This is a genomic window from bacterium (assembly GCA_004299235.1).
GTDB lineage: Bacteria > Chloroflexota > Dormibacteria > Dormibacterales > Dormibacteraceae > SCQL01.
Map to the genome: position 1 here is coordinate 39,348 of SCQL01000019.1, position 17,410 is coordinate 56,757.

General features: G+C 68.1%; 15 protein-coding genes. 13 read left to right on the forward strand and 2 right to left on the reverse strand.

Going from position 1 to position 17,410, the window contains the following annotated elements:
- Nucleotides 1-13 precede the first annotated feature (13 nt).
- The 12 genes from EPN29_05190 to EPN29_05245 all read left to right on the forward strand — a co-directional run bounded on the left by EPN29_05190 (nucleotide 14) and on the right by EPN29_05245 (nucleotide 14,154).
- Entirely contained in the window at nucleotides 14-418 is a 405-nt protein-coding gene (locus tag EPN29_05190) for a 3-aminobutyryl-CoA ammonia lyase (protein TAN33672.1), read from the forward strand.
- Nucleotides 352-2,250, forward strand: coding sequence for a PucR family transcriptional regulator (locus EPN29_05195; GenBank protein ID TAN33673.1), 1,899 nt, complete (start codon nucleotides 352-354; stop codon nucleotides 2,248-2,250). Before EPN29_05190 ends, EPN29_05195 begins: the two co-directional genes overlap by 67 nt.
- A gap of 199 nt (nucleotides 2,251-2,449) precedes the next feature.
- Nucleotides 2,450-3,922 (forward strand): APC family permease, encoded by a 1,473-nt coding sequence (locus EPN29_05200; protein TAN33674.1) that lies wholly within the window; start codon nucleotides 2,450-2,452, stop codon nucleotides 3,920-3,922.
- A 32-nt stretch (nucleotides 3,923-3,954) separates the two neighbouring features.
- Nucleotides 3,955-4,401: a heme-binding protein gene (locus EPN29_05205; GenBank protein ID TAN33675.1), complete on the forward strand. Its 447-nt coding sequence runs from the start codon at nucleotides 3,955-3,957 to the stop codon at nucleotides 4,399-4,401.
- A complete protein-coding gene (locus EPN29_05210) occupies nucleotides 4,398-5,693 on the forward strand; it encodes an aspartate aminotransferase family protein (protein TAN33676.1) in 1,296 nt (431 codons plus the stop codon). Before EPN29_05205 ends, EPN29_05210 begins: the two co-directional genes overlap by 4 nt.
- A gap of 22 nt (nucleotides 5,694-5,715) precedes the next feature.
- Complete coding sequence (locus EPN29_05215) at nucleotides 5,716-7,143, forward strand: CoA-acylating methylmalonate-semialdehyde dehydrogenase (GenBank protein TAN33677.1); 1,428 nt, start codon at nucleotides 5,716-5,718, stop codon at nucleotides 7,141-7,143.
- A 35-nt stretch (nucleotides 7,144-7,178) separates the two neighbouring features.
- Entirely contained in the window at nucleotides 7,179-8,690 is a 1,512-nt protein-coding gene (locus EPN29_05220) for a gamma-aminobutyraldehyde dehydrogenase (protein ID TAN33678.1), read from the forward strand.
- 61 nt (nucleotides 8,691-8,751) lie between these two features.
- Complete coding sequence (locus EPN29_05225) at nucleotides 8,752-10,335, forward strand: GMC family oxidoreductase (protein ID TAN33760.1); 1,584 nt, start codon at nucleotides 8,752-8,754, stop codon at nucleotides 10,333-10,335.
- Nucleotides 10,335-11,231, forward strand: a complete 897-nt coding sequence (locus tag EPN29_05230; protein ID TAN33679.1) for an NAD-dependent epimerase/dehydratase family protein — start codon at nucleotides 10,335-10,337, stop codon at nucleotides 11,229-11,231. Before EPN29_05225 ends, EPN29_05230 begins: the two co-directional genes overlap by 1 nt.
- Before the next feature lie 39 nt (nucleotides 11,232-11,270).
- Nucleotides 11,271-12,434, forward strand: coding sequence for a DUF2029 domain-containing protein (locus tag EPN29_05235; GenBank protein ID TAN33680.1), 1,164 nt, complete (start codon nucleotides 11,271-11,273; stop codon nucleotides 12,432-12,434).
- 86 nt (nucleotides 12,435-12,520) lie between these two features.
- Entirely contained in the window at nucleotides 12,521-12,925 is a 405-nt protein-coding gene (mscL, locus tag EPN29_05240; GenBank protein ID TAN33681.1) for a large conductance mechanosensitive channel protein MscL, read from the forward strand.
- A 188-nt stretch (nucleotides 12,926-13,113) separates the two neighbouring features.
- The gene (locus tag EPN29_05245) at nucleotides 13,114-14,154 is read left to right on the forward strand and encodes a branched-chain amino acid aminotransferase (protein TAN33761.1); all 1,041 of its coding nucleotides are present in this window, start codon (nucleotides 13,114-13,116) and stop codon (nucleotides 14,152-14,154) included.
- Between the two features lie 55 nt (nucleotides 14,155-14,209).
- Here EPN29_05245 and EPN29_05250 read toward each other — a convergent pair whose 3' ends face one another.
- Nucleotides 14,210-15,520: a hypothetical protein gene (locus EPN29_05250; GenBank protein ID TAN33682.1), complete on the reverse strand. Its 1,311-nt coding sequence runs from the start codon at nucleotides 15,518-15,520 to the stop codon at nucleotides 14,210-14,212.
- 216 nt (nucleotides 15,521-15,736) lie between these two features.
- Between EPN29_05250 and EPN29_05255 the strand changes: the two genes are divergently transcribed.
- Complete coding sequence (locus tag EPN29_05255; protein TAN33683.1) at nucleotides 15,737-16,966, forward strand: NAD(P)/FAD-dependent oxidoreductase; 1,230 nt, start codon at nucleotides 15,737-15,739, stop codon at nucleotides 16,964-16,966.
- Here EPN29_05255 and EPN29_05260 read toward each other — a convergent pair.
- A complete protein-coding gene (locus EPN29_05260; GenBank protein ID TAN33684.1) occupies nucleotides 16,963-17,388 on the reverse strand; it encodes a hypothetical protein in 426 nt (141 codons plus the stop codon). The two genes, EPN29_05255 and EPN29_05260, sit on opposite strands and share 4 nt — an antisense overlap.
- Nucleotides 17,389-17,410: the final 22 nt, after the last annotated feature.

Below are 17,410 nucleotides of genomic sequence, written 5' to 3' on the forward strand. Positions count from 1 at the left end.
GGAGGAAATCGTCATGTCAGGCGAGTGGGTCGTGCTCAGAGAGCGGATGGGTGCCGAAGACGTGCACTACGGTGGGAACCTGGTGGCCGGCGCGACCATGTTGAGGCTGTTCGGCGACCTCGTCACCCAGATTGCCATCGAGCAGGATGGGGACGAGGGATTGCTCGCCGGCTACGAGATGGTCGAGTTCCTCGCGCCGGTGTACGGCGGGGACTTCATCGAGGCGCGGGCTCGCCTGGTTCGGCTTGGCGAGACGTCACGGAAGTGCGAGTTCGAGGCCCGCAAGCTGGCACAGCTGCGTGCCGACATCTCCGACTCCGCGGCGGAGATGCTCGTCGAACCCGTGGTGGTGTGCCGGGCGGTCGGCACCACGGTCGTGAGAAAAGAGCGCCAGAGGCCTCTCGGCGCTCGGCCGTGACTCACCGGCAGCCTCCGGTGGGGCCGCGCCGGCACGAACCGGGAGGGGAGCCGTTGTCTTTCGGCGTTCTACGCGGGGATGCGGGACCTACTATTGCCGCACACGTGCCGACCGTCGCCGAGGTACTGGGGCTGGACGTCTTCCGCGAGGCTGAGGCTGAGGTGGTGGCCGGCCAGCGGAACCTCGGCGGTCGGGTGCGCTGGGTGCACATCGCGGAGATGCTCAATGTGGCGCATCTCCTGAAGGGCGGCGAACTCCTGCTGACCACCGGAATGGGTTTGCGCGGCGAGGATCCGCACCGGCAGGCCGAATACGTCGCCGAGCTGAAGCGAGCCGGTGTCGCGGGCGTGGTGATCGAGCTCGGGCCGACCCTTCCGCAGGTGCCTGCGTCCGTCGTCGAGGCCGCCGAGACGGAAGGGCTGCCCCTGATCGTGCTGCATCGCGAGACCCTTTACGTGGAGATCACCGAACAGGTCCACGCCAGCATCATCAACCGCCAGTACCAGCTGCTCGAGCGGGCTGACGAAATCACCCATACCTTCACTGAACTGCTCATCCACGGCGTGACGCGCGGCCACATCGTTCACAAACTGGCCGGCCTGGTCGACAATCCGGTCGTCCTCGAGGACGGTGCTCACCAGATCATCGAGTTTGCCCCTCAATCCGCGGCGACGGCTTCGCTGGTCGAGGGTTGGCACGCGCATTCGCGCCAGGCGCACACCTCAGTTCCCGGCGACGGACTCAAGGTGCGCATCGAGCAGACGGACCCGGTCTGCGCGTGGCTGCCGATCACGGTGCGGGCCCAGCCCTGGGGGCGTCTGCATATGCTCGCGATCAACAAGCCCTTGGACGATCTGGATCGGCTCGCGCTCGACCGTACGGCGGCCGTCATCAATCTCTCGCTCCTGACCGATCAAGCGGTTGTTCACTGGTCGGAGCAGGCAAGAGGCGTGCTGATCTTCGATTTGTTGAAAGGCAACTACATGTCGGGCGATGACGTTCTGCGCCGGGCTCGGGCGGCGGGGGTGGATCTGGAGGCGCTCCGGCTGGCCGCGGTTGTGGTCGACCTTCTGGGCCTCGCCGATCACATGGACGAGCGCGGGCTGTCTGAGCTGGAGCGACAGCAGGCGTACGGGCATATCGCGGCGTGGGTCCGTGCCGCGCTCGAGCGCGGTCACTGCCGCGGAGTCGTGGCGTTCGACGGCGACCGCGTCATGGCCCTGGTCGGCGTGAAGCCGAAGGACGTCCTCAAGGACGTGCTCACGCAGGTCGGCGAACAGGCGGCGAGCCGCATCGCCGAGCGCATGGCTGGCGTGCGGGTCATCGTCGGCGTCAGCCAGGAGGCTGCCCCGGAGGCGGCGCATCGGGCGTTCAAAGAAGCACGGGAGGCCGCGCAGCGGGGTCGATACCTGACCATCGGCAGCTCCGTGCACCACTACGGCGACTTCGGCTTCGAGGATCTGGTCCTTCGGATGACCGACGGGCCGGACATCGCGCGTTTCGTCGAGGGCGAGCTCGGGCCCATCCTCGAGCACGACGCGCGGTCGCCGGTACCGCTGCTCTCCACCCTGCGGGCCTACCTCCGGAGCCGCAATGTCCAGGCGGCGGCCCGCGCCCTGAATATCGAACGGCGCTCCCTCTATCACCGCCTGGGTCGCATCACAGACCTTCTGGGCCATGGTCTCGACGATTCCGACGACCGCATGCGGCTGTGGCTGGCGCTGAGGAGCCTGGACATCCTGGCGGCCCGCCCCGGGGTCTCGGGATTGGGCCGGGCGGCGAAAACCGCCGCTCTGGGTGAAGCCGGGAAGCCCGGAGCCGCCGCCGAGTAGCCGGTACCGCGTCCCCGGGCCGGTCCGCAACTCGGTCGAAACGAACGCACTGTGACACGGACGGCAAGGACGCGGCTCAAAGTGGGCGTTGCCGGATCTCGGATGCCCCAGCAATCTAACCTCCGGGCCTGTGGCGCCTTGGCCGAGGAGTCGGCAGAACCGGCCCATCCAATTTACCGCGACTTTGAGGAGGCAGAGAATGGCTGTTCAAACGGCACGTGATCAGCACACGCTGATGGCCGACGCGGTCGGCTTGGGGGGAGCGTTTGTCGCGTCGATCGCGTGCGTTGCTCCGTCGAGCACCGTCGCGTTCACGCTGGCTCTGCTCGCGTCCTTCGCCGGATTCGGGTCGCCTCTGGCGATCGTCGTGGTCGGAGCCTTCATGATCATGGTGGCCGGCGGGTATGCCCGGCTGAACAACTGGAAGCCTCATGCGGGCGCCCCCTTCGTTTGGGTCGGCGAAGCCGTCGCGCCGGTTCTCGGCTACGCCACTGGGCTGCTGGCGATCATGGCCTCGACGGTCGCGATCATTGCTGATGTCGCGCTCGCGGGTACCTATGCGCTCGGTCTGATTCAGCCCGGCGGCACGTTCTCGGCGATCCTGGTGTTCGTCACGGCCGTCGTTTTCATGGGCCTCGTCACCTACCTCGCGATTCGCGGCGTGCGGCCGTCGATCGAGGTGCAGACGGCGATTGTCATCTTCGAGTACGCCGTCGTGCTGGTCTTTGTCGCCCTCACTCTGAAGCGCGAGATAATCGACCACGTCGCGGGTACGACCGCCCCGTCGTGGAACGTCTTCCTGCCCAGCACCTCACCGACCGGGCTGGCCGGCCTCATCGGCGCGGGCGTCGTTTGCGGCTTTCTCTACGCGGGCTGGGAGTCGCCGCTGATCCTTGGCGAGGAAACCAAGAAGCCGAAGCGGTACCCCGGCCTCGGGGCGATCCTGGGCATGGTCTTCCTCACCGGCTACTACGCCTTCCTCGTCACGGTGTTCCAGGGCCTGGCCTCCCCCGCGGACATCCAGAAGAACGGTACTGACATCCTTGCCTACGCTGGTGGGCTGCTCGCGCCGGATCCGTGGGGTAGGTTGCTTCCCCTGGCGGTGCTCTCAGCGCTCTTCGGGACCACCCAGATGATGCTGGTGGAATCAAGCCGGCTGACGTTCGCGATGGCCCGAGACCGGCTGCTGCCCAAGCGACTGTCGGCTGTGCATTGGAACTTCAAGACCCCGTGGGTTGCCTCCCTAGTGATTGCGCTGCTGGCACCCCTCGCCCTGATCCCGTACCTGGCCAACGCTTCCGCGAACTCCGCCATCGGCTACCTGCTCAGCGCAGACGGTCTGCTCTACCTCGCCATGTACGGCATCGTCGCCCTGGCGTGTGTGTGGTACTACCGTCAGTTGCTGACGACCTCGTTCAGAAACTTCATGCTGAGCGGCCTGTTCCCGCTGATCGGCGGCGTGGCGATGATCGCCATATTGGCTTACGGGCTGGCCACCCAGCTACGACCGATCTCCCTGGTCGCGGCCGGCATCCTCGTTGCCTGCCTCGTCATTGCCGTGATCGTGGGCGTCAAGAGCAAGGCCACGTACTTCTCCGACCCACGCAAGGCCCATGTGGTCGAGACGAACCTGTCCATCGGGTCGGTCGCTGTCGAGGAGCGCGCCGGCTGACGGCGCAGTCGAAATTCCCATTGATCCCCGAAATGGAACTCACGTCGGTCGACATTCAGCTCGACGCTGCCAATGCGATCCTTGCGGCGTGCTTCGACGAGGCACGCCGCATCGGCGTACAGGTCTCTGCCGCCGTGGTCGATGCCGGCGGCAATCTCAAAGCCTTCGCCCGCATGGACGGCGCTGAGGTCGCAGGGCCGGTGCTGGCGACTGACAAGGCGTATACCGCGCTCGCCCACCGCACGCCCACGCACGAACTGGCCGAGCTGGCGGCGCCGGGCGGCCCCCTGTTCGGCTTGCACGCCAACGGTGGCGGCCGCTACGTCATCTTCGGCGGCGGGATTCCGATCACCCTCGGCGGCCGGGTCGTGGGGGCGATCGGGGTCAGCGGAGCGGCGGTCGGCCAGGACGTCTCGTGCGCCAGAGCAGGTCTGGCCGCGGCCGAGCGTCTGCTGGTCGGTGAGAGGCCGCGCGCATGACGGCGACGGGACTCAGCACGTCGGAGAAGTACAGGCAATTCCTGATCCTGAGCTCGGTCCAGAGCGTGGAACCGATCACCGTCGAGCGGGCGCGCGATGCGCTGGTCTGGTCGACCGACGGCACCGAGTACGTGGACTGCTTCGCCGGCATCGCTGTGGTCAACGCCGGCCACTGCGAGCCGCGTGTGCTGGAGGCGGCGCGGCGTCAGATGGAGCGGCTCGTGCACATCGGCTCCCTGTTGTACGAGGTGCCGGTGGTCGCGGACCTCGCCGAGAAGCTGGCCTGGATCACGCCCGGCCGGCTCGAGAAGACCTTCTTCTGCAACAGCGGGGCCGAGGCGGTCGAGGGCGCGCTCCGGTTGGCCAAGGCCAGCACCGGCCGCAGTGAGTTCATCGCCCTCGAGCTCGGGTTTCACGGCCGGACCAACGCCACCCTGAGCGTGACGGGCAACCGAAAGCGCAAGCAGCACGGGGGGCCCTACCTGCCCGGGGTGGCGTTTGCGCCACCTCCGCATCCGTACCGCTGCCGGCTGTGCAACGGGAAGTGCTCCCTGGCCTGCGCCGACGCCGTCTCCGACGTCATCGACTACCACACGTCCGGTGATGTGGCGGCTTTCATCGCCGAGCCGGTGATGGGCGAGGGCGGCATCATCGTGCCGCCGGAGGGCTACTTCGAGCGCGTCAAGAAGATCCTGGACGATCGCGGCATCCTCTTCATCGCCGACGAGGTGCAATCCGGCTTCGGCCGCACCGGCACGATGTTCGCCATCGAGCGTTCGGGAGTCGCCCCGGACATCATGACCATGGCCAAAGGCATCGGTGACGGCTTCCCTCTCGCCGGCTTCACCGCGCGTCCCGACGTGGCGGACTCGTTTCGACCGGGCGAGCACCTGTCGACCTTCGGCGGCAACCCGGTGTGCTGCGCCGCCGGCCTGGCGAGCATCGAGGTCCTCGAAGCCGACGGCCTGGTCGCTCGCTCAGCCGGCCTGGGATCCTGGCTGCGACCTCAATTGGAGCGGCTGGCTGAACGGCATGTGGCCGTCGGCGATGTACGCGGCGCGGGGCTCATGCAGGGGCTCGAGCTGGTGCGCGACCGCGTCACCCGAGAGCCGGCCCCGGAGCTGGCCGCACGGATCAAGGCGTCCTGCCGTCAGCGAGGAGTGCTCATCGGGGTCGGCGGTTACTTTGGCAACGTGCTGAGGATCCAGCCGCCGCTGACGATCACTCAGGAGCAGCTGGGATTCGTCGCCGAGGTCCTTGACGGGGCTCTGTCCGAAGCCATGGCCTCTTGAGGCGGATGGAGCCCGCCTGAGCGTGCTGGGCAACCTGATCGGAGGTCGATGGGTGGGGACGGAGGCGGAGGGCCTGCCCGTTTACAACCCCGCTACCGGCGAGGTCATTGACGAGGTCCCGCTTTCGGGAGCCGCCGAGGTGCAAGCGGCCGTGCAGGCCGCCGTCGAGGCATTCGAGACCTGGTCGCGCACCTCACTGCTCGAGCGCGTGAGGCTCATGTTCGCCTACAAGGGCCGGCTCGAGGCACATTTCGAAGAGCTGGCGGCGATCGTCACCAGGCACCACGGGAAGACCCTGGACGAGGCCCGGGGCGAAGTTCGCCGAGGCATTGAGGTCGTGGACTTCGCATGCGGCGCCCCAACCCTTCTCCAGGGGCGAACGCTGCGGTCGGTTTCGGGTGGTGTCGACCAGGACCTTTACCGCTACCCCGTTGGCGTCTGCGCCGGCATCCCGCCTTTCAACTTCCCTGTGATGATCCCGCTGTGGATGTTCCCGCTTGCGGTCGTGGCTGGAAACACGTACATCCTGAAGCCGTCCGAGCGAACCCCGCTTGGCGCCGTGCGTCTGGCCGAGCTGTTCTTAGAGGCCGGGTTCCCGGAAGGCGTGCTCAATGTCGTGCACGGGGCGAAGCCGGCCGTCGACGCTCTGCTCCAGCACCCTGATGTCCGGGCCATCTCGTTCGTCGGCTCCGAGCCGGTCGCCCGCCACATCTACGCGGAGGCGGCACGCTACGGCAAGCGCGTCCAGGCTTTGGGCGGCGCGAAAAACCACATGGTGGTCATGCCCGACGCGGACATCTCGGAGGTCGTGCCGCACCTCCTGAATGCGGGTTTTGGGAACGCGGGCGAGCGGTGCCTGGCCGGCAGCGTCGCCGTCGCCGTCGGCGGTTCGGCATCCGGCCTGCTCGAGGCACTGGTCGCAAGCACCGAGAAGCTCGTCGTCGGCCCCGGTGACCAGCCGGACGTCCAGGTCGGGCCGCTGATCCGTGACAGTCACCGCAAGAAGGTCGCCGAGTACATCGACCAGGGGGCGCGCGAAGGCGCCGAGATCCTGGTTGACGGTCGCTCTTACATGGAGCGTCCCGGCTTCTTTCTCGGACCGACGATCCTGGACGGGGTCGTGCCGTCCATGACGGTTGGCCGGGAGGAGATCTTCGGCCCGGTGCTCTCGGTTTCCCGCGCGCCGTCGCTCGACGAAGCGATCGCGATGGTCAACAGCATGACCCTCGGCAACATGGCCGTCGTGTTCACGAAGAGCGGTGGGGTGGCGCGCGAGTTCCGTGAACGGGTCGAGGCGGGCATGGTCGGTGTCAACGTCCCGATCGCCCAGCCGTTCGCATTCTTCCCGTTCTCAGGCTGGAAGAACTCCTTCTATGGCGACCTGCACGTGCATGGCACCGACGGGATCGAGTTCTACACGCGCAAGAAGGCGTTCATCAGCCGTTGGTGAACGGTGGCGAGAGACTCGCATGGAGGACCGACTAGATGGCCACCACCGCCGCCATAGAACATCACGGCCTGTGGATCAACGGGTGCTCGGTACCTGGCTCCGAGCGTGAGCGGCGCGTCGACAACCCTGCCGACGGTGAGGCTCTCGCCATGGTCGCGAGCGCCGGCCCTGAAGAGGTGCAAAAGGCCGTGGAGGCGGCGCGAACGGCGTTTCGCGGCTGGTCGCGCACCCTGCCGGCGGAGCGAGCCGCGGTCATCTGGAAGATCGCCGATCTGCTCGAGGCGGAGAAGGAGCGGGTGGCCGACCTCGAGAGCCGCAACACCGGCAAGACGCTCCGGATGGCGCGCGATTTCGACGTCGCCGGCAGCATCGACAACATCCGCTTCTACGCGGGCGCCGCGCGCAACCTCGAGGGCAAGGCCGCGGCCGAATACATGCCCGGGATCACCAGCCTCATCCGGAGAGAGCCCATCGGGGTCGTCGCGTCGATCTCGCCGTGGAACTACCCGCTCCAGATGGCGGTGTGGAAGATCTTTCCCGCCATCGCCGCCGGCAACACCGTCATCCTCAAGCCGGCATCGCTGACTCCGCTCTCGAGCCTCCGGCTGGCGGAGCTGTGCACCAGGGCGGGACTCCCGGACGGAGTCGTCAACGTGGTGAGCGGCCGAGGCGAGCTCATCGGCCCGGTGCTGTGCCAGCACCGAGACGTCGACATGATCTCGATCACGGGCGACACCACCACCGGGGCCGAGATCATGAGACTGGCGGCGCCGAGCCTGAAGAAGCTTCACCTGGAGTTGGGCGGAAAGGCCCCGTTCGTGGTCTTTCCCGACGCCGACCTCGAGGCGGCGGCCAACGGAGCGATCGCGGGTGGATTCGTCAACGTGGGCCAGGACTGCACCGCCGCCACCCGTTTCTACGTCCATCACGACGTCTATGCGCGGTTTCGAGACCTGGTGGTCGAGAAGACCTCTTCAGTCGTGGTCGGCGACCCGCAAGACATGAAGACCGATCTCGGCCCGCTCATCAGCACCGGCCACCGCGACCGGGTCGCGGGCTTCGTCGAGAGAGCGCGCGCGCAGGGGGCGAAAGTCCTGGTCGGCGGTGAGGTGCCGGGTGCATCGTCGCTGGCACGCGGAGCGTTCTACACGCCGACCGTGATCGAAGGGGTGGGGCAGAAGGACGAGATCGTGCAGCGCGAGGTCTTCGGCCCGGTGCTCGCCCTGCTGCCCTTCGCCTCCGAGGACCAGGCGCTTGAGCTGGCCAACGATGTGGACTACGGGTTGGCGGCCTCGGTGTGGACCGGCGACGTGGCCCGCGCCATGCGGGCCTCTCAGCGCCTGCGGTTCGGCACCGTATGGGTCAACGAACACATTCCGATCACGTCCGAGATGCCCCACGGCGGCTTCAAACAGTCGGGGACCGGCAAGGACATGAGCCAGTACAGCGTGGACGAGTACACCATCGTCAAGCACGTGGCCATCGACAACACCGGTGAGTCGTCGCGACCATGGCACGAAATCGTGTGGCGCCGACCGGCGCGGTAGCACTCCTGAGGCCTGGCCGCCAGACGACGCTGACGTCGTTACACTGCGCCCCACACCTCACATGTTTTGCGTCGTCGGGTCAGGCCCAGCAGGCGTCGCCTGCGCGCACGCCCTGTTGCGGGCGGGTGCCAAGGTCACGCTGTTGGATGCCGGGCTCGAGCTCGAACCCCAAAGGCGAGAGCGGCTGGCCGCGCTTCAACGGCTGTCCCCGCGGGACTGGGACCAGGCGTCACTGAGCTTCATCCGGGACGGCGTCACCGTCGCCGCCGGGGGGATTCCCATGAAACTGGCCTACGGCTCGCGGTTCCCCTACCGGGAACCGGTGGACCTGCCCATCACGCGTGACGGAGTCGAGGGCCAGCCCTCCTTCGCCCAGGGAGGGCTGAGCAACGTGTGGGGCGCAAGCGTCCTGCCCTTCCGCACCGAAGACATGAATGGCTGGCCGATCACGGCCGAAGATCTCAAACCTCACTACCGCGCCGTGCTGGAGGTGATGCCATTCTCTGCTCGACACGACCGGCTCGAGGCCGCGTTCCCGCTGTATCACGATCGCCCGGGCGACCTCAACGCGAGCAGCCAGGCGGCGGCGTTTCTTGGTGACCTCGAGGCTGCGCATGCCACCCTCCTGGCGCACGGGGTTCGCTTCGGAGCCTCTCGCCTGGCCGTTCAGGGATCCGCCGATGGTCGAGGGGGGTGTGTTTACTGCGCTCAATGCATGTACGGCTGCCCTTACGGGTACATCTACAACTCGAGCCAGACGCTTGATCGGCTGCGCGCCCACCCTGCGTTCGACTACCGCCCGGGAGCGCTCGTGGAGCAGGTGAGCGAGCTCGGTGCGGAAGTTGAGCTGCGCGGTCGGAATCTCGAGGACGGGACACCATTGCGCCTGCGCGCGGAGGGGGTGTTTCTCGCTTGCGGAGCGCTTTCGACAGCCAGGGTCCTGCTGGCTTCGCTGGAGGCCTACGAGCACCCGGTTCAGGCCGCCGACAACTGCTACTTCCTGCTGCCCCTCCTCCGTTACCGGCAGCAGGCAGGCGCGACTCGCGAATCGCTTCACACGCTCGCGCACGTCTTCCTGGAGATCGTCGACCCGGAGGTCGGCCCGCATACCTCCCACCTCCAGATCTACACCTACAACGAGCTCTTTCGGGAACAGGTTCGCAATCTCCTCGGGCCGGCCGCCGGAGTGCTCGGGGCTGCCGTCGAGCGAGCCCTGCTCGGCCGGATGCTCCTGATCCAGGGCTACCTTCACTCAGATCTCTCACCCGGGATCAGGCTCACTCTTCAACGCGGCAGCCCGGGGCACGCCGCCAGGCTCGCTTTGAGCGTCGAGCCGAACGCAACGACCCGTCCGGCCCTTGCCGCCCTGCAACGGAGGCTCTGGGCGGAGCGCCGATCGATGCGAGCGATCCCCCTCTCGCCGGCAATGAGAGTCGGCAAGCCCGGGCGTGGTTTCCATACCGGCGGCACATTTCCCATGCGATCGCAACCCAAGCCCTTTGAGACCGACAGCCTGGGACGGCCCTACGGCTTTTCGCGCGTGCACCTGGTCGATGCCAGCGTGTTCCCGACGCTCCCCGCCACGACAATCACGCTGAGCGTCATGGCGAACGCTCACCGGATCGGCGCCGGGGCCGCCGCTTGATGGGTCACGATCCGAGGCTTACCGGCGCGGATCAGAACAGGGTCGCCATCACCGGCGCTTCGGGATTTGTCGGCGCCCAATTGGTCGACCGCTTCGAACACGCCGGGTGGTCGGTGACTCGATTCACGCGAGCTGCCGGCGAAGGCGCCGGCGGCACCGTGCGTTTCCGCCTGGCTGACGAGGTGAACCCGGATGATTTCCGCTCCAGGCGCATCGCCGCCCTCGTCCACTGCGCTTACGACTTCGGGCCGGTGACTTGGTCCGACATCCGCCGCGTCAACGTCGAAGGTTCGCGGAGGCTGATGGCCGCGGCCAGGGCCGGTGGAGTCGAAACGATGGTGGTGATCTCCACGATCAGCGCATTTGCCGGCTGCCGTTCGCTGTACGGCCGGGCCAAGCTCGAGATCGAGGCGGCGGCTGCCGACGCCGGAGCCTTCGTGGTCCGCCCCGGCCTTGTCTACGGCGACGTCCCCACCCCGGTCGGAGGGATGTTCGGCAGTCTGATGAAGAGCGTGCGCGCGCCCCTGGTGCCGCTGATCGATGGCGGCGTCCATCCCCAGTACCTGGTTCACGTCGATGACCTGTTCGGATTGGTCAGCCGCCTCTGCGCCGGCGATCTGGGTGAGCCGGCCGGACCGATCGTGGCGGCTTCGTCCCGGGCCTGGCCGATGCGCGAGCTGCTGCGGGAATTGGCGCGTCGCCAGAGGCGTGCGCCGAGATTCATCGGCGTTCCCTGGCAGGCGGTGTGGGCTGGTCTCAAGCTGGCGGAGCTCGCCCGGCTGCGCCTGGGTTACCGCAGCGACAGCGTCGTCAGCCTGGTGCATCAGGACCCCCGTCCCGATTTCGGATCCCTGAGCGAGCTGGGCGTGGGGGTGCGCGATTTCAGCGGCCGCTGACGCCTTCCGGCCGGCAACCGAGTGCTAGTGTGGCGGCCGATGCTTCGCGGCCTCGACCGCCGCCGGCTCCTGTTCGCGATGGCGATGGGCGCCCTTGTGCCGCTGGCGGTGCTGATGGTCGTGAGCGCGATTCGCACCGCCATCCTCGCGCCGTACCGCAGCGACTTCGCCGTCTACTACGGCATGTCGACGATCGGCCTCCAGTCCGGGTTCTCGCACCTGTACGACGACTTTCTGCGGCAGCGGGTTTGGGACGCCCTCGGCATCGCCCTGGGCGGCCCGCTGCATCCCTACCCGATCATTCAGCTGCCGACCCTGGCGGTGGCGATCGCTCCCCTGGCGCTGATGCCTTTCATGGTCGCCTACGCCATCTGGCTGTCGCTCCTCGGGACGGCCATCCTCATCGGCTGGTGGATGGGTGCGCCGGGCGGGCGCTGGGGCCGTGGAGGCCACCTCGTGGCGCTGTTGGCTCTGCTCCCGGTCGGCCTGGGCCTGTACGTCGGCCAGGTGGAGTTCGTGGTCTTCGCGTCGGTGCTGGCGGCCTGGTGGCTGCTGCGGCGCGGCCACGATGTGGCGGCGGGGTTGGTGCTCCTGCTCATCGTGCTCAAACCCCAGGAAGCGATCCTTTTGCCATTCGCGCTGCTCCTGGCCGGCCGGCGCCGGACCTTCGCCGTCTGGGCCGCCGGCGCCGCGTTGATCGCATCGGCACTGCTGGCGGTGATCGGCGTTTCGAGCCTTGCCGTCTACCTCGACCGGCTCGGCGAGGTCGCGCGGCATCCCGGGATCTGGGAATCCGTACCCGGCATGTCGCTGCCGAGCCTGCTCGGCGGAGGCCTCCTGGGAAGCTTCTCCCAGCTCCTCGTGGCGGCCTTTGCCCTCTTGGCCGCGTGGCGGCGGCGTGGTGAGGGCATCGAGCTGCCGATGGCGATAGCGATCGTCGGGTCGATGGTGATGACGCCATACCTCCACGAGCCCGACACCGTCATGCTGGTCGCCGCCGGTTGGCTGTACCTTCGCACCCAACCATCGCCATGGGCGATGGCCTACCTGGTGGCGGGCTACATCGCGATCGATCTCGGGCAGGCGCCGCGCGTCGGCTGGACGCCCCTCCTCGGGCTCGAGATCGCATGGCTCCTCTCGATGGGCCTGTCACCGCGGGCATCACGGCCCGCGGTCTCCGCGCCGGCTCGCGCGACCGTTTAGCCCCGGGGCCCGCTATCCTTTCGCCCGCCGGGCTCGCAGGCGTACCGGCGGCCTGATCGGATGCGCCTGTTCAGGAGGAAGCGGCGATGAGCGGTTTCAAGACCTTCCTGCTCCGGGGCAACCTGGTGGACATGTCGGTCGGCATCGTCATCGGTGTCGCCTTCGGCACCGTCGTCACGGCCTTCGTCAAGGACGTCATCACGCCGATCATCGCCGCGCTCGTCGGCCAGCCGGACTTCTCGGGCCTGTACTTCACGATCAACAACAGCAGGTTCCTCTTCGGCGAATTCATCAACGCCGTGGTCGCCTTCCTCATCGTCGCGGCGGTTCTGTACTTCCTGGTCGTCGCACCGTACGCGCGGCTGAGGTCACGATTCGAGACGCCGCCCGTCCCCGAACCGGCGAAGAAGGAATGCCCGCGCTGCCTGAGCGCCATTCCCGTGGGCGCGAGCCGCTGCGCGTTCTGCGCGGCGGACCTCGACCGGGTCTGATCGCCGGCGCCCTGAGCGGTCTTCCTCTCGCGAGGCCGTGCCGCATGGCTCGGCCTCGTTTCGTGCCGGAACGGCGGATTGAAGCGCTGAGACCTTAGGCTTGCCACATCGTGGGGACCCAAGAGGCCGCCATCACGTTCGCCGTCAATCCCGCCGCCACGCGCGTGCCGGTGGAGGAGCGGGAGCGGATGCTGCTCGAGCCGGGGTTCGGAAGGATCTTCACCGAGCACATGGCCCGCATCGACTGGGATGACAGCCGGGGCTGGCACGACGCCGAGCTGCGGCCCTACGCACCCCTTCAGCTCGACCCCGGCGCCTCCGTCCTCCACTACTCGCAGTCGGTGTTCGAAGGCCTCAAGGCGTTCCGGCAGGCCGATGGCGGGATTGCCGTCTTTCGCCCCGACGCGCATGCGGCCCGGTTCCGTCGCTCCTCGCGCCGGCTGGCATTGCCGGAGCTCCCGGAGCGCACCTTCATCGAAGCCGTCGACCTGCTCCTGAGCGTCGACGGCGGCTGGGTGCCCGCGGCTCCCGACCACAGCCTCTACCTCCGGCCTTTGACGTTCGCGAGCGAGACGAGCCTGGCGGTGCACCCGGCTTCGCAAGTCACATTCCTTCTGATCGGCTCGCCCTCTGGGCCCTACTTTCCCAGCGGGGTCAAGCCGGTCACGGTGTGGCTGTCGGAGGACTTCAGCCGGGCGGCGCCGGGCGGCACCGGGGCGGCGAAGACCGGCGGCAACTATGCGGGAGGCCTGCTCGCTCAGGCCCAGGCGGCCGAGCAAGGTTGCGAGCAGGTGGTGTGGCTCGATTCGCAGGAGCATCGATGGGTCGAGGAGATGGGCGGCATGAACCTTTTCTTCGTTTACGGCGCGGGATCGAACGCAAGGCTCCTCACCCCCGCGCTGACCGGCACGCTGCTGCCCGGCGTCACCCGCAACGCGCTACTGCAGCTTGGCGTCGACCTGGGGTTCAAGGCCGAGGAGGGAAGGATCAGCACCGCCGAGTGGCAGTCGGGCTGCGCTGACGGATCGCTGACCGAGGTCTTCGCATGCGGCACGGCCGCCGTGATCACGCCTGTGGGGGCGGTCAAGTCGGCCGGTGGTTCCTGGACGGTGGGCGACGGCCGGCCGGGCGAAGTCACGATGCGGCTGCGCCAGGCGCTCGTCGACATCCAGAAGGGCGAGGCTCTCGACCCGCACGGCTGGATGCACCGCGTGCCGAACACTCACTGAACCTGAGCGGCGCCCCCGCGGGCGACCCGTCGCCGGTCGGTTGCGGGCGCGACCGCTAGGTCAGGAGCCGGAGGAGATGAGCGACGTCTGGCGAGCCAAGTCCGGTGGCCGCGTCCCAGCCAGGAGCGGCGGAGAAACCCGCAAGACCCGCATACCCGTTGTTGCCGCTGGTGACGTCGTGGAAGGCGCTGCCGTAGGAGTCGCTCTTGGCGATGTGGTAGAGCGCCTTGTTGATCGGGCCGAGCCGGCGGCCGGCCTCCTGGTCGGCAAGCGCCGCGATCCCCGCCCACTGTGGCGTCCCGGCGCTGGTGCCGCCGAACCTCAGGATCGCCACGCCGAGCGGGCAGGGGAAGGCCAAGCCGCACAGGACGCTCCAGGTCCCCAGGACGCCTGTGTTGGGGTCTGCGTCATAGGCGACGTCCGGCAAGCCGCGCTCCCGTTCGTTGCCGTTGAACGGCGCCTGGTAGCCCGGGCGGCTGTAGACGCTGCTGAATCCGCCGCCGGACCTGTTCCAGGCGGACTCGGACCGATATGCGCCGCTGACGCCGTCGGCCGCCAGGCGGGTGCCGCCCACGGCGGTCACCTGCGGGTCTGAGGCGGGGGTCGATGCGCTGATGAACAGCGTGGCTCCGTCGCATGTGGGCTGGCCTGAGCCGAAGTCTCCCGATGCGGCGAAGAGCGCGATCCCCCTGTCGGACGCCGCCTCGAACAGAGCGTGCTCCTGCTCCAGGAGCCTGGGGTCAGCGCAGGCTTCAGCCTCGCCGAAGCTTTGCGAGATCACGTCGCCGAGGTTGTGCTCGACAGCGAACCTCGTGGCCCTCAGCATGTCGGCGTCCTGGCTGCTCCTGGCCAGCACCAGGTCGATGGCGGCGCCGGGCGCCACGGCGTGGGCCCACTCCACGTCGACCGAGATCTCGGCCGACCAGATCACCTGGTTGCGGTCCGCCACGTTGAACGCCGGCACGCCGTCGGGCGCAAGGATCTTGAAGCGCGGCGGCGCCGGGAGGTTCCAGATCCTGTCGAACCAGGCCAGGTCTGAGTGGATCGTCGGGCTCGAGTAGGCGTCGATGATGACGATCGTGCGGCCGGAGCCCGTGATCCCGCTGTCCAGGACCGGCTGGATGTCGTAGGCGGCGCGGATCTGGTCCGGACCGAAGCAGGCGCCGGCCGCCTGACAGCCGCCCAAGACCCTGCCGGACGGCATGTCGGCACCGACGTATCGATAGAGGATGCCGTCATCGACGGCGGGGGTCATGGCGTGGGTGGCGACGGCGGCGGATGCCGGCAGGGCCCCGGCCAAAAGCATGGGCAGGGTGATCGCCAGCGCGCCGACCTGCGCCGCTGCCAGGCGCGCTGAAGACAACACTGACCGCAAGGACCCTTCCTCCCTCTTCGCGACTCGGTGGAACCGGGTTGGCTGTGAGCCGGAATTCTATGACCAATCCGCTCCGGCGCGGCAAGTTAACGCGTCAATTGTTGTTAGCCGCCGCCGGGCTGCGTCAGGGGATCGTCCCCGCCGACCCAGTTGCCCGAAACTCGTATTGTCTGAAATGCCGCTGGTCGATTTTCAGGAGGTCGTCTCATGGCTGGGAAACGGGTTGTGATCGTCGGGGGAGGCGGAGCCGGTGACTACGCGGCGTTCACGTTGCGCAAGCAGGGCTTCGACGGCGAGGTGGTGATCCTGAGCGCGGACCACGACCGGCCCTACGATCGCCCGTATCTCTCCAAGGAGTTCCTGCGGGGGGAGGTCGAGCTCCCGAAGATCTTCCTCCACGACACGGCCGACTACTCGAAACAGAACATCGATCTCCGCCTCGAGCACCAGGTGACCGGCGGCTCGCTATCGGAGCGCAAGCTCACCCTGGAAGATGGCGCCCAGATCGCGTTCGACACGCTCGTACTCGGCCTGGGCGGGACTCCCAGGCGGCTGCCGGACGTTCCGCAGGCGGAGAACATGCTCACCCTCCGATCGCTGCGGGACAGCCAGGCGATCCGCCAGGCGCTCAGCCGCTGCTCGCGCCTGCTGCTGATCGGCGCCGGCTTCATCGGCGCCGAGGTGGGCGCCTCCGCCCGCCAGCTGGGCAAGGAGGTCCTGATGGTCGAGGCGGCCCCGGTACCGCTCTCGCGGGCCCTCGGCCACGAGGTCGGTGCGATCTACGCCACCATCCACCGCTCCAAAGGCGTCGACGTCCGCCTGGGCACCACCGTGCAGAAGTGGCACACCGACGGCCAGAGAGTGGTCGCGGTGACCCTGTCCGACGGGCGCCGCGAGGAGGTGGACCTCGTCCTGCTGGCGGTCGGCATCCAGCCCAACCTGGACCTGCCCCGGGCGCTCGGCCTGCCACTCGAGGGGGGCGGCGTGGCCGTGGACGAAGGGCTGCGCGCCGCCGACGGCGTTTACTGCGGCGGGGACATTGCCTTCCACCCCCACCCGGTGCTCGGCCGGGCGATCCGGGTCGAGCACTGGGAGGTCGCCAAGAACCAGGGCCGCGGGATCGCCGCCGCCATCACCGGCGGGGCCGCCCCGTACACCAAGCTGCCGTACTTCTGGTCGGATCAGTACGACGTCAGCCTGGAATACCGCGGTCATGCCTCCGGCGACGACCATGCGGTCTGGCGCGGTGACCGCGACGGGCTTTCGTTCTCGGTCTTCTATCTCCGCGACGGGCTCATCGACGGAGTGCTGTCGATGAACGACGGGAAGACGAACGAGCTGGGTGGCAAGCTGATCGAAAGCCGCCGGCCGGTGAGCGAGTCGGCCCTGTCAAGCCTGGGCGCCGACCTCTCGGAGCTGCTGGGCGCCGCTGGCTAATCGGCCAGGAGCCAGGGCAGGGCCTCGGCCAGGGGCCGCTTCAAGGTCGCGGCCTGCTCCTTGGTGATCAGGTGGCCGGCCACGAGGCCCAGGGCGGCCGCGAAGGCCGCGTCCTCGGCTTTGTGGCCGATCTCGCCATGCTCGGCCTTCCACGAAACCAGCGCGGCGCCCGACTCGGTCAAGCCGAACAACGACTTTCGCACCTGGTCCCACGCACCACCGCGGTCGGCCCGCTCGATGGCGTGCAGAGCGGCCTTCTCGGCGTCGTGAAGAGCCTGGAGCCCGTGCTCACCGACGTGGCGGTCCCAGCCCAGCGCCACCCGCTCGACGCCGGCGGGAGACAGGACCCGCACGTCGTCCGTCAACCTGGCCAGCGTCTGCTGGTGCTCCGGGAACCCATAACCCTCGGCGTCGACGCTCACGACGTCTAGCGTAACCGCCCCA